The organism is Nocardia sp. GCM10030253, assembly GCF_042675075.1.
Classification (GTDB): domain Bacteria; phylum Actinomycetota; class Actinomycetes; order Mycobacteriales; family Mycobacteriaceae; genus Nocardia.
In genome coordinates, this window is sequence record NZ_JBHTDL010000011.1 from 213,348 (window position 1) to 234,463 (window position 21,116).

20 protein-coding genes, 1 tRNA gene and 1 pseudogene are annotated in these 21,116 nt (G+C 64.9%); 11 read left to right on the forward strand and 11 right to left on the reverse strand.

Annotation, left to right across the window (positions count from 1 at the left end; translation table 11 throughout):
* Window positions 1–75 precede the first annotated feature (75 nt).
* The gene (locus tag ACFQZZ_RS25430; RefSeq protein ID WP_378685681.1) at window positions 76–1,806 is read left to right on the forward strand and encodes a CDGSH iron-sulfur domain-containing protein; all 1,731 of its coding nucleotides are present in this window, start codon (window positions 76–78) and stop codon (window positions 1,804–1,806) included.
* A gap of 84 nt (window positions 1,807–1,890) precedes the next feature.
* On the opposite strand, the gene ACFQZZ_RS25435 is transcribed toward ACFQZZ_RS25430, so the two are convergent.
* The 3 genes from ACFQZZ_RS25435 to ACFQZZ_RS25445 all read right to left on the reverse strand — a co-directional run bounded on the left by ACFQZZ_RS25435 (window position 1,891) and on the right by ACFQZZ_RS25445 (window position 5,032).
* Complete coding sequence (locus tag ACFQZZ_RS25435) at window positions 1,891–3,621, reverse strand: BCCT family transporter (protein WP_378685683.1); 1,731 nt, start codon at window positions 3,619–3,621, stop codon at window positions 1,891–1,893.
* Window positions 3,622–3,851: 230 nt separating this feature from the next.
* On the reverse strand, window positions 3,852–4,496 hold the full coding sequence (locus ACFQZZ_RS25440) for an AAA family ATPase (protein WP_378685685.1): 645 nt from the start codon (window positions 4,494–4,496) through the stop codon (window positions 3,852–3,854).
* Window positions 4,497–4,684: 188 nt separating this feature from the next.
* On the reverse strand, window positions 4,685–5,032 hold the full coding sequence (locus ACFQZZ_RS25445; protein WP_378685688.1) for a DoxX family protein: 348 nt from the start codon (window positions 5,030–5,032) through the stop codon (window positions 4,685–4,687).
* A gap of 134 nt (window positions 5,033–5,166) precedes the next feature.
* On the opposite strand from ACFQZZ_RS25445, the gene ACFQZZ_RS25450 reads away from it, so the two are divergent.
* Window positions 5,167–6,045: a sigma-70 family RNA polymerase sigma factor gene (locus tag ACFQZZ_RS25450; RefSeq protein ID WP_378685691.1), complete on the forward strand. Its 879-nt coding sequence runs from the start codon at window positions 5,167–5,169 to the stop codon at window positions 6,043–6,045.
* 7 nt (window positions 6,046–6,052) lie between these two features.
* On the opposite strand, the gene ACFQZZ_RS25455 is transcribed toward ACFQZZ_RS25450, so the two are convergent.
* Window positions 6,053–6,403, reverse strand: a complete 351-nt coding sequence (locus ACFQZZ_RS25455) for a DoxX family protein (protein WP_378685694.1) — start codon at window positions 6,401–6,403, stop codon at window positions 6,053–6,055.
* 89 nt (window positions 6,404–6,492) lie between these two features.
* On the opposite strand from ACFQZZ_RS25455, the gene ACFQZZ_RS25460 reads away from it, so the two are divergent.
* Window positions 6,493–6,981 (forward strand): GNAT family N-acetyltransferase, encoded by a 489-nt coding sequence (locus ACFQZZ_RS25460; protein WP_378685697.1) that lies wholly within the window; start codon window positions 6,493–6,495, stop codon window positions 6,979–6,981.
* Between the two features lie 146 nt (window positions 6,982–7,127).
* Here the strand turns inward: ACFQZZ_RS25460 and ACFQZZ_RS25465 are convergent, their stop codons facing one another.
* The gene (locus ACFQZZ_RS25465; RefSeq protein WP_378685699.1) at window positions 7,128–7,289 is read right to left on the reverse strand and encodes a hypothetical protein; all 162 of its coding nucleotides are present in this window, start codon (window positions 7,287–7,289) and stop codon (window positions 7,128–7,130) included.
* 311 nt (window positions 7,290–7,600) lie between these two features.
* Between ACFQZZ_RS25465 and ACFQZZ_RS25470 the strand changes: the two are divergent.
* Window positions 7,601–7,933, forward strand: a pseudogene (locus ACFQZZ_RS25470) (transglycosylase family protein); the annotation flags it as partial.
* A 196-nt stretch (window positions 7,934–8,129) separates the two neighbouring features.
* Complete coding sequence (locus ACFQZZ_RS25475; RefSeq protein ID WP_378685702.1) at window positions 8,130–8,576, forward strand: nuclear transport factor 2 family protein; 447 nt, start codon at window positions 8,130–8,132, stop codon at window positions 8,574–8,576.
* Window positions 8,577–8,751: 175 nt separating this feature from the next.
* Here the strand turns inward: ACFQZZ_RS25475 and ACFQZZ_RS25480 are convergent, their stop codons facing one another.
* Complete coding sequence (locus tag ACFQZZ_RS25480) at window positions 8,752–9,090, reverse strand: hypothetical protein (protein WP_378685705.1); 339 nt, start codon at window positions 9,088–9,090, stop codon at window positions 8,752–8,754.
* A 293-nt stretch (window positions 9,091–9,383) separates the two neighbouring features.
* Here ACFQZZ_RS25480 and ACFQZZ_RS25485 point away from each other — a divergent pair, with 293 nt between their 5' ends.
* The 3 genes from ACFQZZ_RS25485 to ACFQZZ_RS25495 all read left to right on the forward strand — a co-directional run bounded on the left by ACFQZZ_RS25485 (window position 9,384) and on the right by ACFQZZ_RS25495 (window position 13,658).
* Window positions 9,384–10,634, forward strand: a complete 1,251-nt coding sequence (locus ACFQZZ_RS25485; protein ID WP_378685708.1) for a PucR family transcriptional regulator — start codon at window positions 9,384–9,386, stop codon at window positions 10,632–10,634.
* 73 nt (window positions 10,635–10,707) lie between these two features.
* Complete coding sequence (locus ACFQZZ_RS25490) at window positions 10,708–12,102, forward strand: pyridoxal phosphate-dependent decarboxylase family protein (protein ID WP_378685711.1); 1,395 nt, start codon at window positions 10,708–10,710, stop codon at window positions 12,100–12,102.
* Window positions 12,103–12,170: 68 nt separating this feature from the next.
* Window positions 12,171–13,658 carry a carboxylesterase/lipase family protein gene (locus ACFQZZ_RS25495; protein WP_378685714.1) on the forward strand — a complete coding sequence of 496 codons (1,488 nt, stop codon included), beginning with the start codon at window positions 12,171–12,173 and terminating at the stop codon, window positions 13,656–13,658.
* Between the two features lie 290 nt (window positions 13,659–13,948).
* Here ACFQZZ_RS25495 and ACFQZZ_RS25500 read toward each other — a convergent pair whose 3' ends face one another.
* Together ACFQZZ_RS25500 and ACFQZZ_RS25505 are read right to left on the reverse strand one after the other, a co-directional pair.
* Window positions 13,949–15,202, reverse strand: coding sequence for a serine hydrolase (locus ACFQZZ_RS25500; RefSeq protein WP_378685716.1), 1,254 nt, complete (start codon window positions 15,200–15,202; stop codon window positions 13,949–13,951).
* A 91-nt stretch (window positions 15,203–15,293) separates the two neighbouring features.
* Window positions 15,294–15,369 (reverse strand) — tRNA-Asp (locus ACFQZZ_RS25505).
* 233 nt (window positions 15,370–15,602) lie between these two features.
* Here ACFQZZ_RS25505 and ACFQZZ_RS25510 point away from each other — a divergent pair.
* Window positions 15,603–15,878, forward strand: a complete 276-nt coding sequence (locus ACFQZZ_RS25510) for a YggT family protein (RefSeq protein ID WP_378685719.1) — start codon at window positions 15,603–15,605, stop codon at window positions 15,876–15,878.
* A 208-nt stretch (window positions 15,879–16,086) separates the two neighbouring features.
* Window positions 16,087–17,169 carry a CHAP domain-containing protein gene (locus ACFQZZ_RS25515; protein WP_378685722.1) on the forward strand — a complete coding sequence of 361 codons (1,083 nt, stop codon included), beginning with the start codon at window positions 16,087–16,089 and terminating at the stop codon, window positions 17,167–17,169.
* A 389-nt stretch (window positions 17,170–17,558) separates the two neighbouring features.
* Here ACFQZZ_RS25515 and ACFQZZ_RS25520 read toward each other — a convergent pair whose 3' ends face one another.
* Window positions 17,559–18,032: a hypothetical protein gene (locus ACFQZZ_RS25520; RefSeq protein ID WP_378685725.1), complete on the reverse strand. Its 474-nt coding sequence runs from the start codon at window positions 18,030–18,032 to the stop codon at window positions 17,559–17,561.
* Between the two features lie 219 nt (window positions 18,033–18,251).
* On the opposite strand from ACFQZZ_RS25520, the gene ACFQZZ_RS25525 reads away from it, so the two are divergent.
* Window positions 18,252–19,205: a GlxA family transcriptional regulator gene (locus tag ACFQZZ_RS25525; RefSeq protein ID WP_378685728.1), complete on the forward strand. Its 954-nt coding sequence runs from the start codon at window positions 18,252–18,254 to the stop codon at window positions 19,203–19,205.
* Window positions 19,206–19,243: 38 nt separating this feature from the next.
* On the opposite strand, the gene ACFQZZ_RS25530 is transcribed toward ACFQZZ_RS25525, so the two are convergent.
* Both ACFQZZ_RS25530 and ACFQZZ_RS25535 read right to left on the reverse strand, forming a co-directional pair.
* The gene (locus tag ACFQZZ_RS25530) at window positions 19,244–19,981 is read right to left on the reverse strand and encodes a DUF6390 family protein (RefSeq protein ID WP_378686166.1); all 738 of its coding nucleotides are present in this window, start codon (window positions 19,979–19,981) and stop codon (window positions 19,244–19,246) included.
* Window positions 19,981–21,015 carry a HoxN/HupN/NixA family nickel/cobalt transporter gene (locus ACFQZZ_RS25535; RefSeq protein ID WP_378686169.1) on the reverse strand — a complete coding sequence of 345 codons (1,035 nt, stop codon included), beginning with the start codon at window positions 21,013–21,015 and terminating at the stop codon, window positions 19,981–19,983. The genes ACFQZZ_RS25530 and ACFQZZ_RS25535 overlap by 1 nt, the downstream gene beginning before the upstream one ends.
* Window positions 21,016–21,116: the final 101 nt, after the last annotated feature.

Below are 21,116 nucleotides of genomic sequence, written 5' to 3' on the forward strand. Positions count from 1 at the left end.
GAGCCGTCAGCCATTCCCGGTGTGGGTGAGTCATCGTCCTGGACCGAAATAACGTAATCAAGTAATCATGGTCCAGTGCACAACGAACTGGAGTCCTTACTGACCCGGGCCCTGACGCTCGACCGGCACTTCGCCAAGCTTATGGAAGGCCACCCGGCAGGAAGCACTGCGCCCCTACAAGATTCGGTGATCCGGCCACTGACGGAGGCTTTCACGGAGCTGACCGGCCGAGCCCCGGTCGTCCAAGCATCCGAAGAAGGCGGAGAAACCCCAGACCAGGTGTGGCAGCTGGCGTATGACATCACCCGATTCCGCTGCCAGCCCGACCTGCCGTGCGGCATTCAGGAAGCCACCGCCGCGCTTCAGCATCTGGCCATCCTGTCCGCCGACGATCCGGAAGCTCGACTGGCAGAGCTGACCAAGCTGCAGGCAGGCCTGGAATCCCAGATCAAGGTCGCCCCCGACGGGCCGTACCTGGTCACCAACGCCACCCAGATCACCGACTGGCTCGGCGTGGCCATCCAAGCGCTCCCCCAACTGGCCCTGTGCCGCTGCGGCGCCTCGGAGACGAAACCGCTCTGCGACGGTAGCCACGCCCGCATCGGATTCAGCGGTGCCAAGGATCCGCAGCGAGTGGCCGACAGCCGCGACACCTACGAAGGCGTTGCGGTCACGGTTCTCGACAATCGTGGTCTGTGCGCCCATTCCGGGTTCTGCACCGACCGGTTGCCGAACGTATTCCGCGCCGCCGCAGAACCTTTCGTCGCACCGAGCGGCGGCCGCATGGACGAGATCAAACGGGCGGCACGAGCCTGTCCTTCCGGTGCGCTCGGCTATGCGATGGACGGCAAGGAGGGCGACGCCCCGGCCAGGGAACCGGCGATCGAGGTATCGAAGGACGGACCGTACCGGATTACCGGTGGCATCCCGCTGGTCGACTGCGGCCAACGCAACGCGGGCGCGTCGACCGAGCACTACAGCCTCTGCCGGTGCGGCCACTCCCAGAACAAGCCGTTCTGCAGTGGGATGCACTACTACGTCGGATTCACCGATCCGGCGCCCTCCGAGGAGCCGACACTGTTCGAGTGGGCGGGCGGCTTACCGGCGCTGACCCGGATGACGCACATCTTCTATGGCAAGTACGTTCCCGAAGACCCGCTGCTGGCACCGCTTTTCGCGAGCATGTCGCCCGATCATCCCGAGCGGGTGGCCGCGTGGCTCGGCGAGACCTTCGGCGGACCGAAGCTTTACACCGAAATGTACGGCGGCTACAAGCACATGGTCGCCGAGCATGCCGGCAAGGCGCTCACCGAGGAGTGGCGGGCGCGGTGGGCTCAGCTCATCTCTCGTGCCGCCGATGACGCCGGGCTGCCCACCGACGCGGAGTTCCGGGCCGCGTTCGCCGCTTACATCGAGTGGGGATCGCGTATCGCACTGGAGAATTCGCAGCCCGGCGCCACGCCTCCGCCGCACATGCCGGTGCCACGGTGGTGGTGGGTATGCAACGCCACACCCGGGTCCCGTGTCTCCGCCCTCGCCAAGCCCGCCGACGACGACCAAGTCATCGAACTGCCGAGCGCCGGGGAGCCCGTCAGCTTCGACCGGCATATCAAACCGCTGTTCCGTGCCATGGACCGCAAGTCGATGAGCTTCGTCTTCGATCTGTGGTCACACACCGACGTCGTGCAGCACGCACCGGGCATCCTCGACCGACTCCAGCAGGGGTCCATGCCGTGCGACGGCCGCTGGCCCCAAGAGCACATCGATACCTTCGCCCGCTGGATCACCGACGGGACGCCCGAATAGCACCCGCTACTGCTCCGCTCTGCCCTGCCCGGGGGTAGGGCGGGCGCAGGCTGCGCCGGCGTCGGCAGGTCGCTCGGCGTCGGATCAGTCGTTCGGCTGGTCCGGCGTTGTCGCTCGGAAGTCACCTACCGGCTCCGTGACGAGCTCGAAATCGCAGTCGTGGCGCTCCTCGCCCTTCACAACCGCGCCTTCGACGAGCTCGGCGCCGCGTTTCTCACGCAGGATCATCGGATCCGAACTCAAGTCCTTGTACAGCGACACGCACAGGAATCCCATCACAAGCACGAACGGCAGCGACACCACCGTCGTCAGCGCCTGCAATCCGGTCAGCGCGCCACCGAGGTCGCCAGGGTCGGCGATGACGAGCATGATGGCGGCGACGGCGCCGGTCGCCGCTCCCCAGAAGATGACCGTTGCCTTGGACGGTTCGATGCTGCCCTTCTCGGACAACGTACCCATCACGATCGATGCTGCGTCGGCACCGGAAACGAAGAAGATGGCGACGAGGATCATCACCAGAACGGCGGTCGCCGAGGCGATCGGATAGTGGTCGAGCAGGTGAAACAGCGCGAAGTTCTCGTTGACGGATCCGTTCGCCTCGGTCAGGTCACCGGTCTGACCCTGCTGGAAGATGGCGGTGCCACCGAAGATCACGAACCACACGAGGCTCACGATGCTCGGCACAAGTAGGACACCGGTGACGAATTGACGGATCGTGCGCCCGCGGCTGATCCGGGCGATGAACATGCCGACGAACGGCGTCCACGAAACCCACCAGGCCCAGTAGAAGACAGTCCAGCTCGACAGCCACGCCTTCATTTCCGCGCCACCGCTCACATCCGTCCGCGAAGCCATTTTGGGCAGCATGGCGACGTAGTCACCCAACGCGGTAGGCAGGAGGTTGAGCATGAACAGGGTTGGACCGGCGACGAAGACAAAGACCGCTATGAGCAGGGCAAGCACCATGTTGGTATTCGACAGCCACTGGATACCACGGTCGATACCGGAGACGGCCGACACGATGAACGCGATGGTCAGGACGGTGATGATGGAGACAAGACCGACCTTGCCGATCGAGCCGACCCACCCGTTGAACTCCATGCCCGCGCCGATCTGCAGTGCGCCCAAGCCCAGCGACGCCGCCGACCCGAAGAGCGTTGCGAAAATCGCCATCATGTCGATCGCGCGTCCACCGATGCCGTCGGAGTGCCGCCCGAGAATCGGCCGGAACATCGACGAGATCAGCTGTGACCGTCCCCTGCGGAAAGTGCCGTACGCGATCGCCAGGCCGACCACGGCGTAGATCGCCCACGGGTGCAGAGTCCAGTGGAACAACGTCGTTGCCATGGCGACTTCGGCAGCCTCGGAACTTCTCGGCTCGGCGGTCCCCGGCGGTGGGCTCACATAGTGCGACAGCGGTTCGGCAACGCCCCAGAACATCAGGCCGATGCCCATGCCCGCACTGAACATCATCGCGATCCACGACGTAGTACGGAACTCCGGCTTCTCGTCGTCGGCGCCGAGCGGGATCTTGCCGTACCGGCTTGCCGCCAACCAGATGACGTACACGACAAAGGCCGAAGCGATCAGCACGAACAGCCAACCGGTGTTGGTGATCACCCAGGACTGAGCATCGGCAGACGCGGATCCGAGACCCGCGTGGTCGACGATGCCCCACGCCACGAAAGCCAAGGAGCCGATCGCTGTGATGCCGAAAACCAGCCGATCGAGCCCACGCTCCGTCGGTGGCCTTCCGGCAACATCCTCGGTGCCCTCGGCCGGTTCATCGGAGTGTCGGTCGGTGTCTGTCGACATCGAGTCCTTTCAGGATCGCGGAACGACAAGCCCCCTGTACATCCGGCCACCGTACAGCGTCTTGGCAAGCAACACAGCGCAATACACGCATCGGCGAGGTGCGAGACGAGACCGAAGCAACCGAATGAGTGCGGGCCGCGACAGCATCGACCACCATCCCTGCTGGTAGATAGGAGCCCTTTTCCACCGCTCGGCGTAGTCGGGCATCACTGCCGCGAGAACAGCGTGGGTTACCGGTCTGGCGCGTGTATCGGGTGGAGTGGGCCAGCCATTGTTTCGATCTGTTCGGCAAGTCCCGCGCTGTCGACAGACCTGCTGGTATCGACGCGGATCACCGGTGCCAGGTCCAGTGGCCGACCGTGTTCGGCCCAGGTCTCCCAGTCGCGGGTGAGGCGATTCTCGTCGTCGTGCACGGCGGCTCGCCGCCGCTGCGCGTAGCGGGCTCGCGCCACCTCGATGGGGGGATCACACCAGATCTCCACCGCGCGTTCGGCGCCGGACTGCTGGATACCCGTTCTGGCAAACCCGGCATCGCGAGGTCGAAACCACCACGAGTCGATCACTACGGATCGCGGGATCGCGGCCGCCATCGCCCAGACCGCATCCATCGCGATCCCACCGAGCGTCGCCACATCTCGCGGGTCGCCCATACATCCCGCCAACGCTTCCTTCACGACGTCCTTCGACAGGACGTGTGCGCCCAGTTCGCGAGCGATGTCCGGCGCCAGCGTCGACTTACCTGCACCCGGCAGGCCGTTGACCAGCACGACAAGCTTGCCGACACACACAACCGTCATCGCTGCCCTTTCGTCATCGTCCAGTATCGACCGGCCGGTCACCACACCCATGAGGTGATGGTCGAGGTCCTCGGCCATCACCTCGACCGGTCCGGGGAACGGCCGCCGATCTCGGCAGCACTGAACATCCCTCGCCGTCGTCACATAACACGCCGAATTGGCATGTCGTGCAACATTGCTCGCTGTGCGCTTGCGCATGGCGTGCCGCTCGGCACCGGCTGCCGTACGCCGTCATCCGAAATCCCTTGGCGCAGAGCGCAGTCCGACTATGCGGCCGGGAAGAGGCCGAGGGACCCTGCCGCGAGGGCGAGATATGGCAGTGGGTAGGCGATGTCGGAGTACCAGCGGGCTCGCAGGATAGTGACGACGGCACCGAGGAAGTACAGGACCAGGCCGACTGCGGCGGCAAGGCCAACGGGTGGGATGGCGAGGCCTACCAGGAGGCCCAGCGCGCCGATGGCTTTGAGGACGGCCAGTGCGCCGAGCACCCGAGCGGGGACGCCATAGTTCTTCATGTTGTCGAGCAACCATTGCGGCTGGACCACATCAACGGCCGCGGCGCCCGCGGCGGCCGCGGCGGCGAGGACAGTGACGACGATATAGGCGATGTGCACGGGAAATACCCTCCTTTTCGGTGGCGCCACGCGTCTGCGATCGTGATGTGGCGCACGATGCGCCGCACTGCGGTCACGCAGGCGGTGTTGTGTTCGTCATCCGGATGACGGACGGCGGCGAGGAAAGGTGACCGATGCACGCACAGGACTTGTTGGCGCGACGATTCGAGACGCATCGCGGCCACTTGCGGTCGGTTGCCTATCGGATGCTCGGTTCGTCCGGCGAGGCCGAGGATGCCGTTCAGGAGGCGTGGCTGCGGCTGGCGCTGTCGGACACGAGCGACGTGGAAAATCTGGCAGGCTGGCTGACGACGGTCGTTTCACGGATCTGCCTGGACATGCTGCGATCGCGGGCCGCGCGGCGCGAGGATCCGATGGAGGGCATCGCCGATCTCGGAGACAGGGCCTACGACAGCGACCCCGAACACGAAGCCGTGCTGATCGATTCGGTGGGGCGCGCGCTGCTGGTGGTGCTGGACACGTTGGGGCCGGATGAGCGAGTGGCGTTCGTGCTGCACGACATGTTCGCAGTGCCGTTCGATCAGATCGCGCCGATCGTCGGTCGCACTACTGCTACCACGAAGAAACTCGCCAGCCGGGCCCGATCACGCGCGCGCAGTGACGCGACGGCTTCCAGCACCGAACTCGCGCAACAGCGGCATGTCGTGGAGGCGTTCCTGGCCGCCGCACGCAGCGGCGACCTCGACGCACTGCTGGCGGTGTTGGCACCGGACGTCGTGCGCACCGCCGATCCGGCCGCACTGCCCGCCGGTATGGCATCGGTCGCCCGCGGTGCGCATACCGTGGCGAAAGAGACCGTGGTGCTGCGCCGTCGTTCGCAGGTCGCCACTCTTGCCTTGGTCAACGGTGCTGTCGGCATCATCGTCGCGCCGCGCGGTCGACTGTTGCTGGCGCTCACCGTCGCGGTAGACGGCGATCGGATCGCAGGCTACGAGGTTTTCGCCGATCCCGCCCGGCTGCGGAAACTCGATCTGGCGGTGCTTCCCGCCTGATGACCGATCACGCCATAGCGCAGCGCAGCACGAGCACGACGATCGACAGGATCAGCATGACCGTGGGCACGGGCAGGCTTTTCCAGTCCTTTGCCTTCACGTGAAAGCCGATACCACCGAGAAAGTAGAGAATCAGCCCGGCCGCAGCGGCAATTCCGATCGGAGCCCACCACAGGCCGACAAGCAGACCGGCCGCACCGGCGAGTAGCAGCCCAGCCAACGGATTCAGCCAGCTGTCCGGCACTCCGATGGCAGCATAACCCTCGACGAACTGCGGGCGGCGAGTGATCTTGAAATAGGCCGACATCGACAACATGGCGGCGAGTAGTACAGAAATGATGACAGTTGCGACGAACATGATGCGTCTCCTCGAATGTCACACCCGGTGACTGTTTCCAATCTAGATCGTCACGACACCCGACGGAGTAGTTCGCGGAAAATGTGGACGTGATCATCAGGGCACGCACCACCGCCGATCTACCCGCCTGCGTCGCGGCTCTCCGCGCCGTACACGAGGCCGACGGGTATCCGGCGGTGTGGCCGCACGACCCCGCGCATTGGCTGACACCGTCGAAGCTGATCGAAGCTCACGTCGCGGACATCGACGGCACCGTAACCGGCCACGTCGGCATCGGCGCGGGCGCGGTGCCGACGGCCGTGCGGAACGCGTTGCCCGGCAATGACTTCGCCTCGGTGATCCGCCTATTTGTGTCCCCGGTCGGCCGCGGCCATGGCGTCGGTCGCCGCCTCCTCGACGCTGCCGTGACAATGGCCGAAACGCGCGGTCTGCGGGCCGTGCTCGACGTCGAGGCCGGCGCTGCGGCTGCGATCGCGTTGTACGAACGCGGCGGCTGGAAATGCGTCCACAGCGGACCGGGTGACTGGATCACCTTCGATGGGCGCGAGGCACTGCTGCGCTACTACGTCAGCCCGTGACCCGAGCGCTCCCGGCGAGGATCGTTGTTACGTCACCTGACCATCGAAGCCGAAAGGCATTGGCAGCCAGGTACGCCGACACGGCGGTTCCGGTCCGGTGCCGGAACTCTTCGACCGGACGAAACTCGGCATTGCGGTCACCGACTTCATTGCGATACCAGCCGCCGACGACGCTGGGCCCGGTCGACCACGTCGTCGACGCCGGGGACGCTGATCGCCGAAACCGCGAACATGATCGGCGCCTGGCTGGACGCGTCCGTCGAGCCGAATTCCTTGTAGAGGGTAAGGATCGACGCGACCCAAGTCACTATTTCATAGTGATCCCCAACACATAACGTAACAATAACCGGCAATAGCAAATTTGAATTTCCTGTACTCGATCTGGGAAAATCCAAGACAGTCTATGGATAGAGTTCAGGCAATTCGGACGTTATTGCGACGTGATCTGTCGCGACTTCTCCATTACCGTCGGCGGCGGCCCTGATCAACGTGACGGGCTCGAACTCGAATCGCCGAACACCGGCAACCCTGTCCCACGATTCGAGAATCCCCGACCTTCCTGGGGACAGGGACGCGGCTGCTCATCGCCGCGTTGGCAGGGCGCAGGCAGGAATCCCATATGACTCAGAACCGCAAGTTCAGCACCCGTGTCCTCGGCTTTGCCGCTGTCATCGGCGCGCTCGTCGCCGTTCCGTTCAGCATCTCCTCCGCTACCGCATCGGCCGATGGCCACAACTGGGACGGCGTCGCGCAGTGCGAGAGCGGTGGCAACTGGGGGATCAACACCGGCAACGGCTACTACGGCGGCCTGCAGTTCTCCCAGAGCACCTGGGCGGCCAACGGCGGCGCGGGCTCGGCGCACAACGCGAGCAAGGATGAGCAGATTCGCGTCGCGGAGAATGTGCTCGCCACCCAGGGCCCCGGCGCCTGGCCGGTCTGCGGCAGCTACCTGTAAGGCCGCGACCTCGGAAACAGTTGTACAGAACGGCCCTGTCGCGGATTCCGCCGACAGGGCCGTTCCGCATCTCAGGCCGAGCCCTCGCACCCATCAGGACCGCTACCGACCGGCCCGATCGGAACGCACCCTTGATTCCGGCCTCCGACCCTGATGGCATTACTGCAACCCGTGTCAGTTCGAGGAGGCACCCTTGTTGTCATTGCAGGAGATTTCGGATCGCCTCGAGATCCAGGATCTGATGGTCCGGTACTCACACGCGGTCGACACGAAGCAGTGGGACCTGCTCGACGACGTCTTCACCACCGACGCGCACATCGACTACTCGGCCATGGGTGGTGCGGTCGGCGACCTTGCGTCGACGAAAGCCTTTCTCGCCCAGGTACTGCCGAACTTCCCGGCCTTCCAGCACTTGATCAGCAATTCGTCGATCACCATCGACGGCGATACCGCGACCGGCCGCACGATGTGCCACAACCCGATGCTGGTCGCGAATGGCGACGGACAGCAGAGCATCATGTTCTGCGGTCTGTGGTACCTCGATACCTTCGCCCGCATCGATGGCCGGTGGCGTATCAAGGCGCGCGTCGAGGAGAAGAGCTACATGTACCTCGCGCCGTCCACTCCAGGCATGGGCTGATATCCGATCCCAGCCTCGGGTCAGGTGCGCAGGCCCAGCGCCATCGGCGCGGATGAGATGGCGCTGCCCCGCCTGGTCAGAAGCGGACGAGGCGGGGCAGCTCAGGTTATTCAACGGGTCCGGCCTGAGATGAGAGCACGGGTTTGTTGAGAGTCTGCTGAGAACGGCCGCCGCACTATTGCGAATAGGCGCGCGACACCGCGGAGGTCAGCAATTCGACAAACCCATCGAGCATGCCGGGATCGCGGCCGGTCTCCGAGTTGCAACCGGCTGTCTCCCCCGCCGGGTCTGCCTGTGCCAGAGCATTTTTCACGCTTTCGTTCACCGCTGCGTGGACTGCTTCGACCGGGATTCCCGCCTGTACACACCGACTAACGGCGCGCTCGAACCAGGACAAAGTCATCGTGCCTGACGATTCGGCCGCATCCACAAGGACAAGGGCGAGTTCGAATCCTGCCTTGAGCAGTGCATCGGGGCCGGCAGCCCTGGCCTCGTCGCGCGGACGCATGGTCATGGGACTCCTTCCGGGTCACGCCCCTTTCAGATCCCGACGTTACGGGCTGCACTACCCCGCTTCGAGCTGACGAGCTCGTTTCGGCGAATGGACGAACCGAGACCGGTGTTCTTTGTGAATGATCCCTATGCCGTGCGTTCGCCATCGGGCGTCGGGCACGCTGTGAACCCTCACAGCGATGCTGGTACCGACTTCGGCACATTCCCCGAACCCACAACGGGCCCCTCGATATTCGAGAAGGCCGCGTTACCGTGATGTGCTTCGCCATATCGCGGGGGCGGAAAGGAGTCACGATGACCGTCACCAGTTCGGAGCGGCCGGATCTGACCGTATCGGGTCAGCCGGTTTCTTCCTCGCTGAAGGATGTTCGGGCGCTGTCACAGAAGATGGTCGGGCACTTCGTCGAAAACGTGGTCCCGTGCCGGACGTTGCCAGGCGAGGCGCTCAACGGTGATATCACCACTATCACCAGGGTCTGCCTCGAGCTGGCGGTGAGCATGTTCGACGGGACCGACATTCCGGGAAAGACGCAGCAACTGGAGCACGTCGCCGCCGGGTGGGCCCGGGAGGGCATCCCGATCGACACCATCCATCACGCCGTACACGAAGGATTCAAACTCGGTTTCGACCTGATTCTGGACAATGCGACCGCCGCGGACTTCGACAACATCAAGAACATCAGCCGTCGATTGCTCGACATACTCGACACGATCACCTCGACTGTCTCGCACGCCTATGTCAGGGAGCTGCGCACGGTGGTCAGCGAACACCACACCGCCGCACACACTCTCACGTCCGCGCTGCTCGGCGGGCACCCCACCTCGACTATGGCGCGCGAGTGCGGCATCGAGGTCGCCGAGTCCTATTCCGTGCTGGCCGTGTCGATTCCGCCGCACCCCGACGAGCGCAACCCGAGGCTGGACAACAAAGTGGTGGCCAGGCGCAAATTGCGCCGCGTGCAAGCCGAACTCGCGACACGGTGTGGCGAGGGCGTGCTGTCGCTGCTGAGCATCGACGGCGGCACCATCCTGCTGCCCTCCGAGCTGCTCGAAGACGAGGCTATCGACGCGCTCGTCGACCAACTGTCCCACGCGGCGCAGGTCCCGCTCACCGCCGCCGTGGTCCCGGCAACTCCCGCGGAGGTGCCCGCCGCCGCCGATCAGGCGCACGAACTACTCGACATGGTGCAGCGTCTGCAGTGCGTGCACGGCCTGTACCGCTTCGACGACCTGGCCCTGGAATATCAGCTCACGAGGCCGGGCCCCGGCCTCGACCACCTCCACACCCTGCTCGAGCCGCTCGATGAACACCCCGAACTCCTGGAAACACTGCGACGCCACATCAGCAACAACCTCAACCGCCAGCGGACCGGGCGCGCACTGCATGTGCACACCAACACGGTCGACTACCGACTCAAACGCATCGGCCAACTCACCGGCTTCGACCCATCCCAAGCCTCCGGCGTCTGGTACCTCAGATCCGCGCTGATCGCCCGCAGCTACAAACAGCCGCGACCCCAGGGCCCGCAACGCGAAGCGAGCTGAGCCACGGTAGGGGTCCAGTTCCTCCGGACTGGACCACGACAACGTGGGTGGAGCACTCGTAACGTCTGGAGTCGTGGATCAGAAACTTGCCGACGATCTCGCCGAACTGCCCGCGCTGCTCGATGTTGTCCGTCATGCGGCCGAACAGGTGCTGACCGGGATCGCCAAACGTCCGGTGGCGCTGCCGCAGGATCCGGTGCGGCATGCGCCGCTGCCGGATCAGGGAATCGGGCTGCGCCAGGCGCTTTCGGAGTTCCAGCGCCGATGGGAACCGAACTTCTCGGGTAGCGCGGGGCCGCGCTACCTCGGCTTCGTCACCGGCGGCGCGACCCCCGCGTCGATCGCAGGCGACTGGTTGACCAGCGCGCTCGACCAGAACGCCATGTCCGGCGGTGATTCGACGGCAACCGACTTGGAACAGGAAACCGTCGGATGGATCGGGCAGCTGTTCGGCTTGGCGCAGCACACCGGCGCGTTCGTGAGCGGAGCGACCACGTCGAGCCTTGTCGGGCTGGCGATCGCGCGGGAATGGCTCGGTGAACAGCTCGGAGTTTCTGTGGCCGCGGCGGGTGTCGGTGCGCTCGGGCCCGTTCACGTGTTATCCGGATCGCCGCACTCGAGCATTGCCAAGTCGCTGTCGATGCTGGGAATCGGCCGTGACCGGCTCCAGCGGATACCGACGCTGCCGGATCGGGAAGCCGTCGATGTGGACCAGCTCGCCGCTGCGCTCGCGGCGTTGGACGGCCGCCCCGCGATCGTGGTCGCCAATGCCGGAACCGTCAACACCGTCGACTTCGACGATCTGCGTGCCATCGCGGCACTGCGCGAGCGGTTCCCGTTCTGGCTGCACGTCGATGGCGCTTTCGGCGCGTTCGCCGCGCTCTCCCCGCAGCACGCGCATCTGGTCGACGGGCTCGCCGAGGCCGATTCGGTCTGCGTCGATCTGCACAAATGGCTCAACGTCCCCTACGACGCCGCGGTCCAGTTCACCCGGCGCCGCGACCTGCAGGCCCGGGTCTTCCAGAACTCCGGCGCCGCCTACCTGGGCGCACCGACCGTCGAGCCGACCTTCGGGGATCTGGTGCCGGAGAACTCGCGCCGACTGCGGGCGCTCCCCGCCTGGTTCACGCTGTCGGCCTACGGCCGCGAGGGACACCGAGAGATCGTGCAGCGCAATATTTCCGGCGCGGGCCGCCTCGGCGATCAGCTCGCCGCGACCGGTCTTATCCGACTGCTCGCCCCGGTCCGACTCAACGTCGTCTGCTTCACCCTCGCCGACCGCCCCACCTCCGACCGAGTGGACGCACTGGCCGAGGCAATCGCCAAGAGTGGCGAAACCTTCATCACTCCGACCTTCTACGACGGACACCCTGGACTGCGCGCCGCCGTGAGCAACTGGCGCACCACCGATGCCGACATAGACCGGGCCTGCCGCGCCATCACCACCGCGGTCCGCGCGCTTCGGTAGGCGCTCGCTCGATTCGCCTGCTCAGCGGTGGCACACCGGAGACAATCGACTCCAAGTGAAGGAGTCATATGGAACCGATTGTTTCCGTCACCGGCGGCAAGATTCTAGGGCGGACCAGCGCCGGGGTGAGCACTTTTCTGGGCGTGCCGTACGCCGCAGCGCCGGTCGGGCCCGCCCGGTTCGAGTTGCCGACGCGGGTGCCGGACTGGCCAGGTGTTCGTGACGCGCTCAGCTACGGTCCGACCTGCGCCCAATCGCCGTACCCGCCGCCGATCCACGCGCTCATCGGCAGCGACGGCATTCCGGGGGACGAGTACCTGAACGTCAATGTCTGGACGCCGGACCCGGGCGGGTCCGGCCTGCCCGTCATGGTGTGGATCCACGGTGGTGCGTTCGTGCGTGGCTCGAATGCGCGGGCGATCTATGACGGCGCCGCATTCGCTCGCGACGGCATCGTCATGGTCTCCATCAACTACCGGCTCGGCATCTCGGGATTCGCCGCCGTCGCGAACGCACCGCTCAACCGCGGCCTGCACGACCAGCTCTTCGCACTGCAGTGGGTACAGGAGAACATCGAATCCTTCGGTGGCGATCCGAACAATGTCACCGTCTTCGGCGAGTCCGCCGGTGGTATGAGCGTAGCGATGCTGCTGGCCTCATCCCGTTCCCGAGGACTCCTCCACCGCGCCATCATGCAGAGCGGCAACGGATCCGCGGTAGCGACAATCGATGACGCGGGCAAGCTCGCCGACCAGTTGGCCGAGAAGCTCGCAATCAAGCCGACCGCGGCCGATTTCGGCCGGCTCGGCCCTGAACGGCTGCGGTCCGCGCAGGACATGATCGCCCTCGACCTGATGACCGACCCGGATCCGGCCCGATGGGGGTCATCCATCATCACCAACGGGCTCGGCATCATGAGTCTCTTCCCGGTCGTCGACGGCGACATCGTCGAGGGACCGGCCGCCGATGTTCTTGCCGCGCACCCCGATCGGTCCGTCCCCCTCATCGCGGGCTGCACAACCGACGAGTTCCGCTTCTTCACCGTCCCGACGGGTGTTGCCGCCGCGATAACCACCGACACCCTCCCGTACATGCTCAGCCGATACGGCCTCTCCCCCGCCTTGGCCGCCACCTACAGCGCACACCGTCCCGGAGCGACCGCCGCCGACCTCTTCGCCGCGATGGTCACCGACCACGCATTCCGCTCGGACACCCTGCGACTCGCCCAGGTCAACGCCACCGCAAACCCCACCTACGCCTACGAATTCGCCTGGCCATCGGGCATCGAGGGCCTCGGCGCCTGCCATGTTCTGGAAATCCCCTTCGTCTTCGACGCCCTGGCCTCCGCCCACCCCCTCACCGGCCCGAACCCACCACAACCTCTCGCCGACCAAATCCATTCGGCGTGGGCATCTTTCGCAAAGAATGGCAACCCGGGCTGGGCCCGTTTCCAGCCCGACACCCAACTGGTCCAGATCTTCGACGCACCGGAGTCGACGGTGGTGAGCAATCCCCGAGGAGATGACCTGGCGGCGCTGCGCCGGTCATTGCGGTAGGAAGCCGGTTCTGCTGGCGGCCCCACCTCACGGTGGGGCTGCCGCAGCCGAACCAATCGGTGCCCGAGCCAATTCTCACACCCCGATCTCGAAAAGCAGGTTGCCACATGAGGCCTGCCACGTCGACTCGGGGCGGGCCGAAGCGTTCGTGCATGCGCGCATGCTGCTGTGCGTTCGCAAGTGTGCGCGCCGATCAGGCAGAATGCAGATGAAACACGTCTGTCGGTAACGAAATAGCATCACCGGAAGGGCGTTGCGTCCGAATTGTTGCCGAACGGAATGAGCCGGGATCAGAGGCTGAAGACCCGGTCGGCGACGTCGAGGCGACCGACGGCGCCGGAGATCTGCGCACAGAACTGCCACGGCCGCTTGGTGTCGGTGGTCGCTTTGCCGCTGGTCAGAATCGCCCCGGCCAGTCCGCGAGCCGGATCGGCCCAGCCGTACTGGGTGGTCAATCCGCTACGCCCGAAATGAGACTCGGTGTCGCGGCCGAACTTCGACCGACGCCCGCCCAGTTCGAAACCCGCCCGGCTCACCGACCCGGCCAGACCCGGCATCCGGTTCGCCGGTTGCACCGCTCGTCGCAGCGTGTCCGGCTCGATGATCCGAATCCCGTCCAATTCTCCACCACGCGTGAGGATTTCGTAGAACCTCGACAGCTCGTACGCCGTGGTGACGAGATTGCCCGAGGGGAGTTCGGCGGTGAGCAAGGCCCGCGTCGCGGCATCCGACACCCGCCCGTCCATCCGGCCGCCGAGCGCTTTGCGTGCGAGGAAGGTCGACATTCGAGAGGGCCTCGGCCCGGTCTTCACACTGGGCACGACCTTGTCGACGTCCTCCGGTCGGACCCCGAAGTTCGTCCATCGGAATCCCAACGGGTCGAGCACCTGCTCGGCGAGATGCTCACGCATCCGCTTTCCCGTCGCCCGCTGCACCAACAGTCGTTGGATGAGCCCACCGGTCAACGCGTGATAGACCCGGAACCGACCCGGCGGCCAGCTCGGGACCAGATCGGCCAAACCCCGCACGGCCAACTCCTCGTCGACCACCAACTCCGCACCCTTGTACGGCGGCGTGATGAACGGTATGCCCGCCGAATGCGACATGACGTCACCGATCGTGATCGCTTCCTTGCCGTTGGCCGCGAACTCCGGAATATACCGACACACTCGGTCGTTCAGCGCGAACGCGCCCTGTTCGACGAGCATGAACATCAGCGCGGCCGACACCCCCTTTGCCGTGGAGAACCCACAGAACGGCGTCTCCGGCGTCACGAGCACCTTCGCCATATCCGGCCCATCTCCGGGAGCGTTCCCCCAACCGTGCCCGATGGCCCGGTTCAACACGATCTTCCCGCTGCGCCGCAGACACACTTGGATCGCGGGCGTCGTCCCCAACCGATACCACGCCCGCACCGACTCCCACAGCGACTCGACGTCACCACGAGTCAGCCCGGCGGCCGCCGGATCGTCCTCGTTCCCGACCGTCGTCACCGATTCCATATCCTCGGCGACCATCACCAACGAGCCAGACGATGTACTCATTCACCCACCATAGGTGCGTTCGTGTCATCGGCCGCCGCGGGTCGACGGGATCCGGTCGCACCGGCGCCCATGAGGCAGGTGCTGTCGTCGGCGCCAGTGACGGGATTCGAACCCGCGGCTTCTTCCGTGACAGGGAAGCGAGGACGGCCTGGCTCCTCTACACCGGCAGCGCGGATCTTGTAGCGCCCGCTGACTTTCGACGTCGATGCATGACGCTAACATCGCGGCCTGGATATCAACCATCGGTTTTCGGCCGACACGGCCGAGCAGGTCGGTGAGGCAGACGGCAGCCGACCTGAACTGATAGTCCGCTGAGAACACGGCAAACGCGACACTTTGACCCGACCAGCTGCGTTGATACCGGTTAGACGGCCAACCGGCCCTTACGAAGGAGTTCGTCATGACCCTCATCGGAACCCTGGTCGGGTACGCCTTGACGGTGTTCGTGCTCCTGCTGCTCGCCAGGCTGGTGCTGGATTGGGTAGGAATGCTGGCCGATACCCCCGCGTGGACGAACCGCGCCCGCACTTTTACTCACACCTGGACCGAACCGGTGATCACACCGGCGCGCAAGGTGCTGCGACCGATGCGAGCGGGCGGGCTGTCGATCGACCTGGCTTTCACCGCGGTCTTCGTCGTTGCGCTGATCCTGCGCACGATCGCCTTCAGCGTGTAGCTTGACGAGTCGGCGACGCAGGCGCGTCGACCGATAGCCACATCGGTTACTCGGACTTACCAATGTCGGGAATGCCCGATAATCGAAGGCGTCGGAAGCCCTGGCCGCATGCGGCCGGGATGGGTCATGGGCGAGTGAGGTAACGGATGTCGCTGTTCATAGGCTCGCGGGGAGTCGCCGCGCAGGTTGGCAGCAGTCGGGTCCGTCCATGACGACCGTTGAGGCCGACATCCGGCTGGATGTGCACATCCCCAAAGGTCCGACTCCTTTCATCATCCCGTTTCTCGATATGATCGAAGAGAAGATCCACGGCATTGTCCTCACGCTGGCGACGGGCAAGCGATCCGAACGGCCAGATCTAATAGACCGGCTTCGCAAAGCGGATCTACTCGACGACACTCAGAACGACTCTGTGATGGTCGACGATTACCACACGAAGGTCGACAAAGTTCAGACCATCAAGTCCCAGCTGCGAGATCAGAACGAGAAGGTCGACAGTTCCTCGTACGCCACCTTCGAGACGTCGAACCATACTTTCGACGCCATCGAGAAGGAAGTCGGCGCGCTCAACGAGATTATCGATGCCGCTTTGCCTGGCGAAGATCACAAGATCACTTTCGCCACGGAAATGAGTCTGGTGACCGCGGCATTCGACACCCTCGGCAAGGTAGAAGAAAAGGTCGCGGAGGCCGACAAGCAGATTCAGGAGTTCGCGGACAGGATTCGCCGTTCGACGCCCGCCGGCCCCAACTTTTCCCCCTACGCGTCCAGCAGCAGCGGGGGCCCCACTCGTATCTCCAGAACGCCGTGGAACCACAGCAATGGCGACTACGTGCCGGACGCTCCGGTGGACGGCGCAGGCAAGGCAATCAAAGCCGCATGGGGCGAACTCAAGCGCGGCGTCAGCGAAACCAATGGCAACAATGTTGTCGACGCGCCGTACAACATCAATGACGCCTGGTGCGCGTCGTTCGCCGACTGGGCATGGCGGCAGGGGAACATCGAAGTGCCATGGCCCAACAAGAACTATGTGCCCTCCATCTGGGACTATGCCTCCGGCAGGGGCTGGACCGACCCCATATCCACCGCCCGCCCTGGCGACCTCATCGTCTGGGGCGACCAAGGCCACATCGGCCTGGTGGTCGCCGTCAACGGCAACAACATCACCACCATCGAGGGCAACTCCAGTGACAGGGTGCAGGAGAACAACTACGACCTCTCCAAAGGGGGTTTCATGGGTGTCATCCACCCACCCGGCTCGCAGTCACCAGCTGTGGGAAGTCGGGCATAAGCCAACGCCTGATTGCCCCGGCTACGGTCCTCGTCACGTCGTCTTCACCGAGGCGGCCGCGACGCTGAGTCCCATGGATCGAGCTCGTCAACATGTGGCGAACCCGCCCATTGATGTCGCTTCACATACCGGGACCCGCGATCTCAGCGCGGGTCCCTCGAAAAGAAGAGTGAGCAATGGATATTCAAGGAATCCTGGGCATGATCCTGAGCGCAGGCAGCAGCGTACTCAGCCTTGGTAGCAGCGTACTGAGGTGAGACTCTGGCCTCGAGCGGGCGTTGCCCACATGGCAAAAGCACGCTGACGCCGAAGACCGGGCGCTCGAGCGAGCGTCCGGTTCGCCGGACGGCAAGGCGTTCATGGATTCAGGCGCAACCGATAATCATGTGTCATGCTCCCGTCGTGGAGCCGGGGCGAATGATCATCAGTACCGTGACGGTTGCCCACAGCATGTTGAATGTTCCGGTGTACATGGCCAATTGAGTGATGACGGGGCGAGCGGGCGCGGCCGGTGGGGACGTCGCGGTGAGGCCCGCGAGAATCTTTCCTTGGTCGGGGAGCACCATCAGCGCCAGGACGCCTGCCGCGGCGGCGGTCAGTCCGATCGAGATGATCAGCCATGTATCCCCAAGGACGCCAAGGCTTATCGCGGTGGCGAACCCGAATACCGGGACGACGATTCCGACGGCGGCATAGACACGGCAAATGCGGTGCAGCGTCCGCAGCACCGCGAGGGGATGTCCGTCGGCGGATGCTGCCGCGACGCGGCGGGTGAAGGCAGGAAACATGCTGGCCGCGACGGTTACCGGTCCGATCGCGATGATCGCGGCCAGGACATGGACCGACAGTAGGAACTTGGTCACGACGCGGTGCCTGATGACGCGTATCGGTCGGGCTCGAGCATGGGCATTCGTTCCTCTCGTTGGCGGTTCACGCCGACGGTAGTCAGTACGCGCGATCGCGGGAATCGGCTGGATTGCCATATTCCAACGGATTCCCGCCAAGCCACCTATCTCCTCCTATTCAGAAGTCCCCAGGTGAGAGCGGTTGGCAGGAACTGTGATCAGGCTTAAGTTCTAGCCATGCACACCGTCGCCGTCCTTGCGCTGGACAAGGTCATCCCCTTCGACCTGTCCACCCCGATCGAGGTGTTCACTCGCATCCGGCTGTCCGACGGTCGCACGCCTTATCGGATCCGCGTCTGCGGCGTCACACCGTCGGTCGACGCGGGCGCGTTCACGCTCCAACCGCATTGGGGCCTGGAGGCGCTGACCGCAGCGGACACCATCATCCTGCCGGGCTGCTCCGACCCCACAGCACCGATCCCGGCAGAGGTCATCGACGCACTGAAACTGGCCGCGCACAACGGAACCCGCATCGCCTCGATCTGCTCGGGCGCATTCACCCTCGCCGCCACCGGGCTGCTCGACGGACACCGCGCCACCACGCACTGGCTCGCGGCCGAACTGCTCGCCGAGCGCTATCCGCGGATAGCCGTCGATCCGAATGTGCTCTACGTCGACAATGGTCAATTCCTGACCTCGGCGGGCGCCACGGCCGGGGTCGACCTGTGCCTGCACTTGATTCGCCGCGATCACGGCTCGGCGGTGGCCGCGGACGCCGCCCGCCTGTCGGTCATGCCGCTGGAACGTGAAGGCGGACAGGCCCAGTACATCGTCCGGGACAACCTGCCCGCACCCCGCGGCTCGGTCCTGGAGCCGGTGCTGCATTGGATGGAGGACAACGCCGCCAAGGAACTCACCCTCGACGACATCGCCCTGCACGCGGGCATGAGCACCCGCACCCTCAACCGCCACTTCCGCGAACAGACCGGCACCACACCGCTGCAGTGGCTGCATCGCACCCGCGTCCGCCACGCCCAATACCTGCTGGAGGCAACCACTCATCCGGTCGACCGGATCGCGGGCCAAGTCGGGTTCGGCTCGCCGACCGCCTTCCGTGACCGCTTCAAACGCATAGTCGGTACCAGCCCGCACGCGTACCGGGCGGCTTTCCACAAAGCCGAAACAGCGTGACGCCACCGCGGCGCGGCCAGGTTTTCTCGAGCAAGTGCTCAGGATTCGGCTGCGGCGAGCCGAAGGTTGGTGGCCTCCAACTGACGGGCGGTACTGGCCGCCAGGTCCTGGACCTGTCCGGGCGCGAGGCGACCGCACAGGCGACCCCAGTGCACACCGACCTCATCTCCGACTGCGACATCCGGTAAGGAGCTGTACCCGTCGGACCAGACATCCGCTCGCTGTATCGACGGCGCGGAAAGTTCGAGTGTCCGCCCGTTCCACACCAGACTGCGGCAACGTAGGGCGACGCCGGCATCGTCGCGGGAAACCACTGTCCCCCAATTGATCCGGCAGTTGTCGAGAACACTCACAGGGTGCTGTTCCATCCCGCGGCCCAATAGTCTGGACCACGGGTACACGCCGAATACATGGAAGCAATGGTTCGCGGCGGCCTCGGCGGACAGGTCCGGGGTGAGGTGCGTCCAGTAGGCACCGGCCACCGGGCCGATCACCGCGAGCAACTCGGCCATGAAGTCGTCGGGGTCGAGATGGGCTCCGACTCCCCCTCCGAGCCAATACGATTCGACGAGGCGATGGTCCAGCGGATCCTCGATCCCGGTCAGCCGGGACATCACTCGAAGGTAGGGCCACACGCCCGAGAACCGGGTGGCGACCGCCCGTATCTCAGCGCTGGTGCCGCTGCGCAGCGCCGCTGCCTCCGCCGGGCCGCAGTAGCCGAGCCGGTTGGGCGCGTAGGTGTACCGAGCGAACATGTCGGTGCCCCGGACGTCCATCACCCCTGCGTTTCCCGCGCGAGGTCGGACTGCCAGCGATGCTCGACATCACCGATGCGCCACACGGCGATGGCCGCGATCCAGGTGAGCGCGAACAGTCCGACGATGATGAAGCCCATGGCACCGAGATCGATGTTCCCGACCCAGGCCAACGGCCCCGTCGTGACATCCAGTTTCTCGGTGAGAATCGAAATCACTTCTTGTGCCCCGATCAACAGGGCGACCGCCACCGACAGTCCGGTGACGACGATGCTGTAGTAAATCTTGCGGACCGGCCGGGCGAACGCCCAGTCATACGCATAGTTCATGAACGTCCCGTCCAATGCGTCGAATAGGGACATACCCGCGGAAAAGAGCACGGGCAGTACCAGAATCGAATACCACGGCAGATCGGTCGCCGCGGCGCCACCGGCGATCACCAGCAGACTGACCTCGGTGACGGTGTCGAAGCCGAGGCCGAAAAGCAATCCGACCGGATACATATGCCACGGCTTGCGCACGGCGCGCATCATCGGCGCGAAGACCCGATTCAATGTGCCCCGGGATTCGAGTTGCTCCTCGAGCTGCGCCTCGTCATAGCTGCCCTGGCGCATGCTGCGGAAAACCCGCCAGATCCCGATGAGCGACACCAGGTTCAGCAGCCCGATCAGGATCAGGAAGGTACCCGAGACACCGGTGCCGAAGACACCGGTCCACTGTTGCAGGTCGGAATCCTCGTTCTGGATATTGGCCGCGAGCGCCTTCACACCCAGCGCGAGCAATGCGACGAGGACGAACACGATCGTGGAATGCCCGAGCGAGAACCAGAATCCGACCGACAGCGGTTTCTGCTTCTCCGCCACCAGCTTTCGAGTGGTGTTGTCGATCGCGGCGATGTGATCGGCGTCGAAGGCATGCCGCATGCCGAGGGTGTAGGCGGTGACGCCGAGCCCGACGCCGAATACCGTGCCTTGCACCACATAGTTGTTGGGGACGACAAGGAAGAACAATGTCGCCCAGCCGACGACGTGCAGGGTGCCGACGGTGGCGACCATTCCGACGATGCCGGCCCGCTGACGCCGGTCAAGACCGGCCCACACGTTCCGCAGCGCCTTCGGATAGCTGGTGATCGAAACGATGTCGACCTCGCTAACTC

Bases quoted from the DNA above. Each gene is read 5' to 3' on its own strand.
- ACFQZZ_RS25440 (WP_378685685.1), bottom strand. From the start codon at position 4,496: ATGGCCGAGGACCTCGACCATCACCTCATGGGTGTGGTGACCGGCCGG.
- ACFQZZ_RS25500 (WP_378685716.1), bottom strand. From the start codon at position 15,202: ATGAGTACATCGTCTGGCTCGTTGGTGATGGTCGCCGAGGATATGGAA.
- ACFQZZ_RS25485 (WP_378685708.1), top strand. From the start codon at position 9,384: ATGACCGTCACCAGTTCGGAGCGGCCGGATCTGACCGTATCGGGTCAG.
- ACFQZZ_RS25455 (WP_378685694.1), bottom strand. From the start codon at position 6,403: ATGTTCGTCGCAACTGTCATCATTTCTGTACTACTCGCCGCCATGTTG.
- ACFQZZ_RS25495 (WP_378685714.1), top strand. From the start codon at position 12,171: ATGGAACCGATTGTTTCCGTCACCGGCGGCAAGATTCTAGGGCGGACC.
- ACFQZZ_RS25435 (WP_378685683.1), bottom strand. From the start codon at position 3,621: ATGTCGACAGACACCGACCGACACTCCGATGAACCGGCCGAGGGCACC.
- ACFQZZ_RS25535 (WP_378686169.1), bottom strand. From the start codon at position 21,015: ATGGTCGCCACCGTCGGCACCCTGCACGTCGTCGGCTGGGCGACATTG.
- ACFQZZ_RS25525 (WP_378685728.1), top strand. From the start codon at position 18,252: ATGCACACCGTCGCCGTCCTTGCGCTGGACAAGGTCATCCCCTTCGAC.
- ACFQZZ_RS25480 (WP_378685705.1), bottom strand. From the start codon at position 9,090: ATGACCATGCGTCCGCGCGACGAGGCCAGGGCTGCCGGCCCCGATGCA.
- ACFQZZ_RS25515 (WP_378685722.1), top strand. From the start codon at position 16,087: ATGACGACCGTTGAGGCCGACATCCGGCTGGATGTGCACATCCCCAAA.
- ACFQZZ_RS25530 (WP_378686166.1), bottom strand. From the start codon at position 19,981: ATGGACGTCCGGGGCACCGACATGTTCGCTCGGTACACCTACGCGCCC.
- ACFQZZ_RS25510 (WP_378685719.1), top strand. From the start codon at position 15,603: ATGACCCTCATCGGAACCCTGGTCGGGTACGCCTTGACGGTGTTCGTG.
- ACFQZZ_RS25450 (WP_378685691.1), top strand. From the start codon at position 5,167: ATGCACGCACAGGACTTGTTGGCGCGACGATTCGAGACGCATCGCGGC.